Consider the following 11,501-nt stretch of genomic DNA (forward strand, 5'->3'; position numbering starts at 1 on the left):
GACCGTGAAAATCACCACTGACTTCCGCCAACAGGGCCGGTTTTTTTCGGGTGCTGGGGATACTTACACTCTTAGGTCTTCAACGTGTTGATCGTGCCGCTGAGTCATCTTGACCTGCTCCCCGTTGATTAATACACCCTGATGTTAGTAATGTCTTCATAAGCCACATGAGGGCATCCCCATGAAGAAGCATTTTTCCGACGAACAGATCATCAGTATCCTCCGCAAGGCTGAAGCCGGGGTTTCTACCCGTGAGCACTGCCGTAAGCACGCCAAATCCGACGCCACCTTCTACACCTTGCATAAGAAGTATGGCGGTATGGAGGTTCCCGAGGTTAAACACCTGAAGTAGCTTCAGGAAGAAAATGCCAGACTCAAGAAGCTGCTTGCCGAAGCCATGCTGGATAGGGAGGGACTTCAGGTGGCTCCGGAGCGAAAGTACTGACGACAGACCAGAAGCGGGAAGCCGTCGAGTTTATGTGCGATGCGACCGGTCTGTCGCAACATTGTGCCTGCAGGCTTACAGGTTTGTCCCTGTCGACCTGCAGCTATGATTCTCAGTGTCCGGCAGCTGATGCGCATTTATCAGTGCGCATCCTTGAGCTGGCACGTGAGCGCAGGCGTTTTGGCTATCGCTGCATCTGGCAGTTACTGCGCCGCGAAGGCCTTCACGTTAATCACAAGTGCGTGTACCGCCTTAACAGTGAAAACTAAGCGACACTCAACTTAACCGTGCTCATACCCTGAGTTCATTACGTTTGTGCATTTACTCACCACAGCCAAAAGCCTACACTTTCTGTATGGGTTTACAAATAACATAAGGATGAAGATGAATGGCTATTGGTCACTACTTATTCAGGGGGGATAAAACCGTTTGCGGTGGTCGAATTATTGAAGGATGTCCCGATCACCAACACTTTGATAGAGACATGGCCTGCGAAGGCCATCAAGTTACCTGTGGTAAACATGCCGGTAGATTTCGCATTGTGGGAGGCCTTGAAAACGACGACATACATGGAAAAAGGATTGCCGGGACATTGCACAGCCGTAGCTCTTGTCCTTGCAAATCACGTTTTATTCCTTCCATCTTTGATACTTACGAATTTTCTAGAGAGCCAGCGAAAAACAATATGGCTCAATTTCACTCGTTTGAATTTCCCGTACTCCCCGGTCCAATTGCAAATCCTGAAATGAATAATTTTGCTGACATCTGTAAGCCAGAACATAACCCGTTATTGAACGGTGTTTACATTTGGACTGAAACCAGCGACGCAGGACACGCTTTCGTATCCGTTCATCAGGGTAATTCTATTTATCTCTATACTTATGGTCGCTACGGCAGAACAGGTCCAGGTAATTTAACGGGTGATGGGATTTTAAACTTTCTGCAAGGTGAAGATGCGAGGGTTTACTATAGAGCGGAACTGTACCGTATGGGCGCAAGAGTATTTCGAATAGATGACGCTGACCCGATGAAAACGAGACAGTTCTTTGAAGATCTTTGGAACAAAGGTAAGCCAGCAATTCGAACATCGGAGATGAAAGAAACAACTCAGCGAAGAGGTCGCACTATCGATGAGTACGACGTAACGGGAAATAACTGTACCACTCACTCTGTTGAAGGGATCAAGTTTGCTGGTTCAAAAGTATTCGAGCATAACTACACGTCCATCACGACGCAGATTCCTATCGAATCTGAAGAGGATTTCACGATCCCTGTCTCGTTGCAGCGTTATCTTGGGTCAAAAAGCTCTGACTTCTCATCAATGACAGTAATTGAAATGACGGAAGAGTTTAAAAAAATATACCCCAACAAGGACAATTTACTGCGATATCAAGAGTCACCAAAAGGTAAAATTCAGCATATTGCTGCCGAAGCCGCCGCTACCGGTGATTCATTATCACAATATTCCAGTGGTACGTTTGGTGGTGTATTAGGTGGTTCTTATGACATTGACGAGTAGAACTAAAACCATTCTCCGATGGGGAGGGATTTGCATTGTTAGCTTAGGCTACTTCCTCGGTCTGTTTATCGCCTCACAAGCATTCGAGGTCTTCTCAGAAAACCAGAACCTTGTCTCAAACCCTGTTCCATTGAATGAGTATTACCAAGCTGTTGATTCACTTGCTCAAGCTACAAATGCCGTTTTTGATGCGGCGATTTACGGTTTCGTAATAGGTGTACCTCTTATCCTGATTATCTTCAAAAAGGTGAGATAAGCGCCAAAGGCTGAAGATATTTAGCCTTTCCCCTAATTTCAGACAATTGAACCCATAAACCCCTGTTAGTGGGTGAAATTGTAACGAGACTGGAGTGCCGCCGTTCCGGCAGATATTTGCAGCCCTCACACGGCGAGGCCTTTTTTAAAGCAACCAGAGATGAGGGAATTAGTTTACTCATGGTTACCACGTGATGAGGTCAGGGGTAATTATTTTTCACCAACGAAAAAAAAGGCATCAGCGTAAACTGATACCCTTTCTTGAAGGTTTAAAACATTCAACCTTCGATGATGCAAATGCACTCACCGTTGCTTTGAACACCACCTTCATTCAGACACCCGTTAGAAAACTAACTTCTAACCAGTGTGCTTTAAATTTGGTGCCCGAACCCGGAATCGAACCAGGGACACGGGGATTTTCAATCCCCTGCTCTACCGACTGAGCTATTCGGGCAACGGGGCGCATTAAACCGTAATGGCCGTTCGGCGTCAACGGCTTTGTCATAAAAAATACTTAAATCCCCGCTGACTGTCTGCTTTTTGCTCTGATGGTGCAAAAGCTGCTCAGGAAAGCGCACCGTTCTTACGGCACATTGCAATGGCGAGAACATCCTCGGCCAGTCTGCGGGCGGTTTCAACATCCTGCACCTGACGTTTCACCAGCAGGCGCGACAGGCAGCCTTCCAGAATTAACTCCATCTGATGTGCAACCAGCGTGGGGTTATCCGCGCCCAGCGTATCGAGCAGCTCGTGGGTGTACTGCCAGGAGGCTTTCTTTTGCTGTTCGGCAAGCTGGTGGATCGGATGGTCGGCCTGCGGATAGAAGCTACAGGCGGCAATAAACAGGCAGCCGGGATAGCGCTGGTTATTCACCGCATCGGCCAGCACCTGATAGCGCGCCAGCAGCTTTTGACCGGCGCTGAGCTCATCATCCAGCAGCAGCTTGCGCCGCCAGATATCAATCTGCTCGCCGTGATAGCGCAGGGCGTCATACAGCAACGCTTCGCGATCGGGCCAGAAGCGTTTGATCTCTTCTTCGGAACAATCCAGCTCTCCGACCAGCATGGTAAGAGAGGTTGTTGCCGCCAATCCGTATTTCTCGAGGATATTCAGGGCATGCTCGAGTACCTGTTCACGCTGCAATTGGCTCTCCTTTTCTGTTCCGGTCTGGCATCGCCACGGATGCGCAATAAGACTTTAGTGTTGTTTATGGTGTCACTTTCTGCAAATGCTGGCGGAAATCATCCGCTTTCATAAAGCCGGTGACGCGTGAGCCAGGGATCTCGTGACCATCGGCATCGAAAAACAGGATGGTGGGTAGCCCCAGCACCTGCAAATGCTGCAACAGCGCGCTGTCCGTACTGCTGTTGCGGGTCACATCGGCCTGCAGTAGCTGCACTTTACCGAGTGCTGACTGCACCTGCGTATCGCTAAAGGTGTATTTCTCAAACTCTTTGCACGCCACGCACCAGTCCGCGTACAGGTCCAGCATAGTGATTTTGCCACCGCTGGCCTGAAGCTTCTGATCGAGCTGTGCCGCGCTGCTGATGCGCTGGAAGTTAAGGTGTGCGGCCTCAGTACTGGCTGCCTGAGTGCCGAACGCCCAGTCCTGTAGCGGGCGTGCGGCAATCAGCATCGCCGCCAGCAGGATCACCTGGAGTACGCGCAGCCAGCCCCGGCTGCTTTTCAGGCTGCTGATAAACGCCCAGCCAAAGAAGGCGACGCCGAGCAGGCTCCACAGACGCAGCCCCCAGACATCGCCGATGACCCGCTCCAGCAGGAACACCGGCAGGGCAAGGATCACGAAACCGAAGCCCTCTTTAACCGTTTGCATCCACGGGCCGCTCTTCGGCAGCAGGCGGTTGCCAAACAGCGTAATGGCGATCAGCGGCAGGCCCATACCCAGCGCATAGAGGTAGAGCGTACCGGCTCCCGCCAGCATATTGCCGCTCTGGGCGATATACAGCAGGATCGCGCTCAGCGGCGCGGTGGTGCAGGGGGAACAGATTAGCCCGGCCAGCGCGCCCATCAGGAATACGCCGGGTAGCGATCCGCCCTGCTGGCGATTGCTCCACAGCGTCAGTCGGGTTTGCAGAGCGGAAGGCAGCTGTAGTGTGAACAGGCCGAACATCGACAGGGCGAGAACGATAAACAGCACCGACAGGCCAATCAGCACGGCCGGGGCCTGAAGCGCCGCCTGGAAACGCAGCCCGGCGGCGGCAACGACAATACCCATCACCGTATAGGTCAGCGCCATGCCCTGAACGTAGATCATCGCCAGCATAAACAGGCGGCCCAGACTGAATTTACGATTGCCGCCGAGAATGATGCCGGAAATCAGCGGGTACATCGGCAAGACGCAGGGCGTAAAGGCCACGCCGATGCCAATCAGTAACGCCCACAGCGGGGAAAACGGCAGCGAGGATGTTTCTTCCGCTGGTGTTGCTGCAGCTGAAGGGTTGCTGGCGGCGAGAGGTGGATTTTTAACCGCTGACTGGTTATCAGCTGCAACCGGCGACGCTTCAATAGCGGACGAGGTACTGGCTGCGGCAGGTGAAGCTTCAGCAGGCGGCGGGTTGCTGGCTACGGCAGGTGAGTCTTCCACTGGTGGCGCTGTGACTGATGCGCCCGGCGCGGACGCGGGTTCCTGCCCGAAGACGGCACTCAACGGCACGCTGCGGGTTTCCGGTGGATAGCAGAATCCAACGGCGGCGCAGCCCTGATAGGTAACGGTGAGCTGCGCTCCGCTGCCCGCCTGCTGGATGGTGAACGGCAGCGTCAGGTTTTCCGGGTAGATTTCGGTTTTACCGTAGAACTCATCCTCATGTGGTTTGCCGGCAGGCAGTTTCCACTGCGCCAGCGTGGCGTTCTGCACGCTGATATGCATCTGCTGACGATAGAGGTAGTAGCCGGGTTTGATCTGCCAGCGGAGATTAAGCTGGTTTTCCTGCTGACTAAAGTCAAAAGCAAAAGCCTGATTAACCGGCACAAACTGGCTGTTACTGCCCTGGCCGAAAAGCGATGCACTGGCACTGACGCTGAACAGGGTACACAGCAGCAGTAAAAAAGAAGTTAAAATTCGTGGGATCATAACGGGCGTTGGCTCTCTCCATTTGGGGCTGAGACAGACCGGAAAGCGGTGCTGTCGGCTATTCCTTGTACGGCAAGCGCAGATAATAGCATGGCAAGTCGGGGATGGCTTTTCAGGATGAAGTTGAGAGCGTGATAGCGGGCCGCACACGATGGCATACGGCCCGCTGCTGGTCTGGCTACAGCACTAAATGCCCAATCAGGAAGCCAAACGCCACGGAGAGTATAATCGCCAGGGTCCCGGGGATCAGGAAAGAGTGGTTGAAGACGAAGCGGCCAATGCGCGTGGAGCCGGTATCGTCCATCTCGACGGCAGCAAGCAGGGTCGGGTAGGTCGGCAGCACGAACAGCGCGGACACCGCAGCGAAGGAGGCGACTGCCGTGACCGGCGATACGCCGAGCATCAGTGCGGCAGGCATCAGCGCCTTGGTGGTGGCCGCCTGGGAGTAGAGCAGCGTGGAGGCGAAGAACAGCACGATAGCCAGCATCCACGGATAGCTGTCCAGCAGCTCACCGGCAACGCTCTGGATCTCGCCGATGTGTGCTTTAACAAACGTATCCCCCAGCCAGGCAACGCCCATCACGCAGACGCAGGCGCTCATACCGGATTTAAAGGTGCTGGCGCTGAGGATCTCGCCGGTGTCCACCTTGCAGGTCAGGCAGATCAGCGTGGCAACGGTCAGCATAAACACCACGATAGCTTCGTTGCGCGGCAGGACCGGATTCTGGATCAGGCCAACGGCGTCGCTGATGGCCGTGGCGTAGAACACCACCGCCACGATGCCGACTAAAAACAGCAGTACGGAGAGCTTCGCGCCGGGCTTTTCTTCAAACTGACTGGCACCGCGCAGCGTGACTTCGCCCTTCGCCAGACGCGCCTGGTAAACCGGATCGTCTTTCAGCTCCTTACCGAGGAAGTTGGTCACCAGCGCTGCGACAAAAATAGCCGCCATCGTTGAGGGAATCGCCACCGCCAGCAGCCCGAGATAGCTGACGCCTTTCGGCTCCAGCAGCGCGGCCAGAAACACCACGGCGGCAGAGATAGGAGAAGCGGTAATGGCAATTTGCGAGGCGACTACGGCTATTGATAACGGACGGGAAGGGCGCACATCCTGCTCTTTCGCCACCTCGGCAATCACCGGCAGGGTGGAAAACGCCGTGTGGCCTGTACCCGCCAGCAGCGTCATGCCGTAGGTGACCAGCGGTGCCAGAAAGGTGATGTAGCGCGGGTGCTTACGCAGCAGGCGCTCGGCCAGATTGACGAGGTAATCCATCCCGCCGGCGATCTGCATGGCGGCAATAGCGGCAATCACCCCCATGATAATTTCAATCACGTCAAAGGGGATGGCACCGGGTTTTATCTGGAACCCCAGGGTGAGTACCAGCACGCCTAAACCCCCGGCAAAACCAATACCGATCCCGCCCAGCCGGGCACCCAGGTAGATAGCCAGCAGGACAACGACAAGCTCGGGTAGCAACATCTATGTGCTCCTTAAATTACTGATAATAAGTTGTTAATGATTTGTAGACCGTGGAAAGTAAAAAGGCACGTCGTTCGCTGAACTGACGTGCCTTAAAAGGGCTAGCGGGTAAATCGCTTATTGTTAGTTTTCATCGGTGTAGCGTTTTGCTTTGTAAACCGGGAACATCAGGTTCTGGGTAGAGAAAATATCATCCAGCTCGCTTTCGGTCAGCAGACCGCGCTCCAGCACCACTTCACGTACGCTCTTGCCGGTTTCGGCACAGATCTTACCGACGATATCGCCGTTATGGTGGCCGATATACGGGTTGAGGTAGGTGACGATCCCGATGGAGTTAAACACGTAGGCTTCGCACACCGCTTTGTTGGCGGTGATGCCGTCGACGCATTTTTCCAGCAGGTTGTAGCAGGCGTTGGTCAGGATATGCACCGATTCAAACAGTGCCTGACCAATGACCGGCTCCATCACGTTCAGCTGCAGCTGGCCCGCTTCAGACGCCATGGTCACGGTAATATCGTTGCCGATCACCTTGAAGCAGACCTGATTGACGACTTCCGGCACCACCGGGTTAACTTTGGCTGGCATGATAGAAGAACCCGCCTGCAGCTCCGGCAGGTTGATTTCATTCAGGCCGGCACGTGGTCCGGAAGAGAGCAGACGCAGGTCGTTACAGATTTTCGACAGCTTCACCGCCAGACGCTTCAGCGAGCTGTGGACCATCACGTAGGCACCGCAGTCAGAGGTTGCTTCAATCAGATCTTCCGCCGGTACGCACGGCAGCCCGCTGACCTCGGCCAGTTTTTGCACCGCCAGCTGCTGATAGCCGTCCGGCGTATTCAGCCGGGTGCCGATCGCCGTTGCGCCCAGGTTCACTTCCAGCAGCAGTTCGGCGGTGCGCAGAATGCTTTTAATCTCTTCATTCAGCAGCACGTTAAAGGCATGGAATTCCTGGCCGAGGGTCATCGGCACCGCATCCTGTAGCTGGGTACGGCCCATTTTCAGGATGGTCTGGAATTCCACCGCTTTGCGTTGAAAACCTTCACTAAGCTGGGCAATCGCATCAAGCAGTTTGAGGATTGAGCTGTACACCGCAATGCGAAAGCCCGTTGGATAGGCGTCGTTGGTGGACTGGCATTTGTTAACGTGATCGTTTGGGTTAAGGTACTGATACTCACCTTTCTGGTGGCCCATCAGCTCAAGACCGATATTGGCCAGCACCTCATTGGTGTTCATGTTCACCGAAGTGCCCGCGCCGCCTTGATACACGTCGATGGGGAACTGATCCATACATTTGCCGTTGTTCAGCACCTCATCACAGGCGCTGACAATCGCATTAGCAACGTTGCGTGGGATGGTCTGTAGCTCTTTATTTGCCAGCGCGGCGGCTTTTTTAACCATCACCATGCCGCGAACAAATTCAGGTATATCGCTGATTTTACTGTTACTGATGTAGAAGTTTTCAATCGCACGCAGAGTATGAACACCGTAGTAAGCATCCGCCGGAACTTCACGTATACCTAACAGATCTTCTTCGATACGAATGTTATTAGCCATGAGAACCTTCTTGTTAGAACTGCCGGGAAATCTACACAATTTAAGCGCCTGCCTTCTCTGGCAACAGGTACTGAACGTTTCGTCAGCACGGAATCGATCCTGCGTACGGTCCGTGTACAACGTAAGTCAGCAACAATAACCAGCTCGGAATCAGGTCACCGGGGATTATCGTGGCGTTAAACGCCCTGAGCCGTATTTTATCCGTTCGTGACGGCTCAGGCACGATCATATTCTGTTGCCAGTTAAAAGACTGAATCCAGATCACTTAAAGCGTGTGCCATTTCAAACATCTTCAATAATATGTGATCGCTCCGGCAAAAGATGCGGATGGATGAATTTCCACATTTACGGTTGAAAACGGGGTGGGCCGCTCCCATCTTCTATAATATCGGTCTTCAGGATCGCCATTTTCTGCCGCTCTGCCTTTAGCGGGGTGGCCCTTACAGAGGAGAATACGGTGCGTTGGTTACCGTTCTTAGTCATCTTCGTGCTGGTCTGGATTGAGATTTCACTCTTTATTCAGGTTGCCCACGTCCTTGGGGTCTTACTCACCATGCTGCTGGTGATTTTTACCTCCTGTATCGGTATCTCGCTGGTCAAAAACCAGGGGATGAAAAACTTTATGTTAATGCAGCAGAAGCTTAATGCGGGTGAAAGCCCGGCTGCCGAAATGGTCAAAAGCGTTTCGCTGATCCTGGCGGGCTTCCTGCTGCTGATCCCCGGATTTTTCACTGACTTCCTGGGGCTGCTGCTACTGCTGCCGCCGGTGCAGAAGCACCTGACGCTGAAACTGATGCCGCATCTGCGCGTTTGGGGCGGCGGCGGGGCTAACGGCAGCAGCGGGTTTACCGTTGACGGTGAATATGAGCGTAAAGAGAATAATCTGATCGAACATGACGATCGCGACGACCGGCGTTAAGCCTGTTGTATCGTCATCCCCGGCGGCGTGGACCTGATGGTCGCGCCGTTTTTTTATCGTCAACTGCTCAAAAAACACGCGAACGGCGACATAAGCAAAAAAAATAATTTCCAGCCCTTGAAAGCGGGTTGTTCCGTCCTTATCTCTTCCGTCACGAGGCCAGCTTCGCGCGAAGCCCGGCATTCATCCCAAAAGACTGATTGGACTTCTCAAAGGAGAGCTATCAATGAAAATTCGTCCACTGCACGACCGTGTGATTGTTAAGCGTAAAGAAGTTGAATCTAAATCTGCAGGCGGCATCGTGCTGACCGGTTCCGCAGCGGGTAAATCCACCCGTGGCGAAGTGCTGGCTGTAGGTAACGGTCGTATCCTGGAAAGTGGCGAAGTGAAGCCGCTGGATGTGAAAGTTGGTGACGTAGTGATTTTCAACGAAGGCTACGGCGCAAAAACCGAGAAGATCGACAACGAAGAAGTTCTGATCATCTCTGAAAACGACATCCTGGCGATTGTTGAAGCGTAATTTACGCGTAACTCACTGAACCTAACGAATTTAAGGGAAATTAGAAAATGGCAGCTAAAGACGTAAAATTCGGTAATGACGCTCGCGTAAAAATGCTGCGCGGCGTGAATATCCTGGCAGATGCAGTAAAAGTTACCCTGGGCCCGAAAGGCCGTAACGTGGTTCTGGATAAATCTTTTGGTGCACCGACCATCACCAAAGACGGCGTGTCCGTAGCGCGTGAAATCGAACTGGAAGACAAGTTCGAGAACATGGGCGCTCAGATGGTGAAAGAAGTTGCTTCTAAAGCTAACGATGCAGCGGGTGACGGTACCACCACTGCGACCGTACTGGCTCAGTCTATCGTTAACGAAGGCCTGAAAGCCGTTGCCGCTGGCATGAACCCAATGGATCTGAAGCGCGGTATCGATAAAGCCGTTGTTGCAGCCGTTGAAGAGCTGAAAAAACTGTCCGTACCTTGCTCCGACTCTAAAGCTATCGCTCAGGTTGGTACCATCTCTGCTAACTCCGATGAAACCGTGGGCGAACTGATTGCTCAGGCGATGGAAAAAGTGGGCAAAGAAGGCGTTATCACCGTTGAAGAAGGCACCGGCCTGCAGGACGAGCTGGACGTGGTTGAAGGTATGCAGTTCGACCGTGGCTACCTGTCCCCGTACTTCATCAACAAGCCAGAAACTGGTGCAGTTGAGCTGGAATCTCCATTCATCCTGCTGGCTGATAAAAAGATCTCTAACATCCGTGAACTGCTGCCAGTACTGGAAGCGGTAGCGAAAGCAGGTAAACCACTGCTGATCGTTGCTGAAGATGTTGAAGGCGAAGCGCTGGCAACGCTGGTTGTTAACACCATGCGCGGCATCGTGAAAGTGGCTGCGGTTAAAGCACCTGGCTTCGGCGACCGTCGTAAAGCGATGCTGCAGGATATCGCTGTGCTGACCGGTGGTACCGTGATCTCTGAAGAGATCGGTATGGAACTGGAAAAAGCCACCCTGGAAGATCTGGGTCAGGCTAAGCGCGTTGTGATCAACAAAGACACCAGCACCATCATCGATGGTACCGGTGACGAAGCGGCGATCTCTGGCCGTGTTGCTCAGATCCGTCAGCAGATCGAAGAAGCCACTTCAGACTACGATCGTGAAAAACTGCAGGAGCGCGTAGCGAAACTGGCAGGCGGCGTTGCCGTTCTGAAAGTGGGCGCAGCAACTGAAGTTGAAATGAAAGAGAAGAAAGCACGCGTTGAAGATGCCCTGCACGCTACCCGTGCTGCGGTTGAAGAAGGTGTGGTTGCTGGTGGTGGTGTGGCGCTGGTTCGTGTGGCTTCTAAGCTGCTGGAACTGCGTGGCCAGAACGAAGACCAGAACGTGGGTATCAAAGTTGCGCTGCGCGCAATGGAAGCTCCACTGCGTCAGATCGTTTCCAACGCCGGTGAAGAGCCATCTGTTGTCACCAACGCGGTGAAAGCAGGCGAAGGTAACTACGGTTACAACGCACAGACTGAAGAATACGGCGACATGATCGACTTCGGTATCCTGGACCCAACCAAAGTAACCCGTTCTGCTCTGCAGTACGCGGCATCTGTTGCTGGCCTGATGATCACCACCGAGTGCATGGTGACCGACCTGCCAAAAGGCGACGCGCCTGATTTAGGCGGTGCTGGCGGCATGGGCGGCATGGGTGGTATGGGCGGAATGATGTAATTCCTCCGCCACTTAACTGCCTGA

The 11,501-nt window shown here is 53.3% G+C and carries 9 protein-coding genes, 1 tRNA gene and 1 pseudogene; 6 read left to right on the forward strand and 5 right to left on the reverse strand.

Annotated elements, in window-relative coordinates; genetic code table 11:
• Positions 1–181: 181 nt before the first annotated feature.
• From OMR58_RS03110 to OMR58_RS03120, 3 genes and pseudogenes are all read left to right on the forward strand, one after another.
• Positions 182–699: pseudogene (locus OMR58_RS03110) on the forward strand (transposase); the annotation flags it as partial.
• A 134-nt stretch (positions 700–833) separates the two neighbouring features.
• On the forward strand, positions 834–1,964 hold the full coding sequence (locus OMR58_RS03115) for a PAAR domain-containing protein (protein WP_200543306.1): 1,131 nt from the start codon (positions 834–836) through the stop codon (positions 1,962–1,964).
• Positions 1,948–2,220, forward strand: coding sequence for a hypothetical protein (locus tag OMR58_RS03120; RefSeq protein ID WP_200543308.1), 273 nt, complete (start codon positions 1,948–1,950; stop codon positions 2,218–2,220). Before OMR58_RS03115 ends, OMR58_RS03120 begins: the two co-directional genes overlap by 17 nt.
• A gap of 377 nt (positions 2,221–2,597) precedes the next feature.
• Here the strand turns inward: OMR58_RS03120 and OMR58_RS03125 are convergent.
• The 5 genes from OMR58_RS03125 to aspA form a co-directional block, all read right to left on the reverse strand.
• A tRNA-Phe gene (locus OMR58_RS03125) sits at positions 2,598–2,673 on the reverse strand.
• Between the two features lie 110 nt (positions 2,674–2,783).
• Positions 2,784–3,362 carry a division control transcriptional repressor DicD gene (gene dicD, locus OMR58_RS03130; RefSeq protein WP_264545259.1) on the reverse strand — a complete coding sequence of 193 codons (579 nt, stop codon included), beginning with the start codon at positions 3,360–3,362 and terminating at the stop codon, positions 2,784–2,786.
• 64 nt (positions 3,363–3,426) lie between these two features.
• A complete protein-coding gene (locus OMR58_RS03135) occupies positions 3,427–5,310 on the reverse strand; it encodes a protein-disulfide reductase DsbD (RefSeq protein ID WP_264545260.1) in 1,884 nt (627 codons plus the stop codon).
• A gap of 178 nt (positions 5,311–5,488) precedes the next feature.
• Complete coding sequence (locus OMR58_RS03140; RefSeq protein WP_264545261.1) at positions 5,489–6,790, reverse strand: anaerobic C4-dicarboxylate transporter; 1,302 nt, start codon at positions 6,788–6,790, stop codon at positions 5,489–5,491.
• A gap of 123 nt (positions 6,791–6,913) precedes the next feature.
• Complete coding sequence (aspA, locus tag OMR58_RS03145; protein WP_105592115.1) at positions 6,914–8,344, reverse strand: aspartate ammonia-lyase; 1,431 nt, start codon at positions 8,342–8,344, stop codon at positions 6,914–6,916.
• A 457-nt stretch (positions 8,345–8,801) separates the two neighbouring features.
• Here aspA and OMR58_RS03150 point away from each other — a divergent pair, with 457 nt between their 5' ends.
• The 3 genes from OMR58_RS03150 to groL all read left to right on the forward strand — a co-directional run bounded on the left by OMR58_RS03150 (position 8,802) and on the right by groL (position 11,477).
• Positions 8,802–9,263, forward strand: coding sequence for an FxsA family protein (locus OMR58_RS03150; protein WP_105592114.1), 462 nt, complete (start codon positions 8,802–8,804; stop codon positions 9,261–9,263).
• A 226-nt stretch (positions 9,264–9,489) separates the two neighbouring features.
• The gene (locus tag OMR58_RS03155) at positions 9,490–9,783 is read left to right on the forward strand and encodes a co-chaperone GroES (RefSeq protein WP_105592113.1); all 294 of its coding nucleotides are present in this window, start codon (positions 9,490–9,492) and stop codon (positions 9,781–9,783) included.
• Between the two features lie 47 nt (positions 9,784–9,830).
• Positions 9,831–11,477 carry a chaperonin GroEL gene (groL, locus tag OMR58_RS03160; protein ID WP_105592112.1) on the forward strand — a complete coding sequence of 549 codons (1,647 nt, stop codon included), beginning with the start codon at positions 9,831–9,833 and terminating at the stop codon, positions 11,475–11,477.
• Positions 11,478–11,501: the final 24 nt, after the last annotated feature.

Source organism: Erwinia sp. INIA01 (assembly GCF_025947915.1).
Taxonomy (GTDB): domain Bacteria; phylum Pseudomonadota; class Gammaproteobacteria; order Enterobacterales; family Enterobacteriaceae; genus Erwinia; species Erwinia coffeiphila.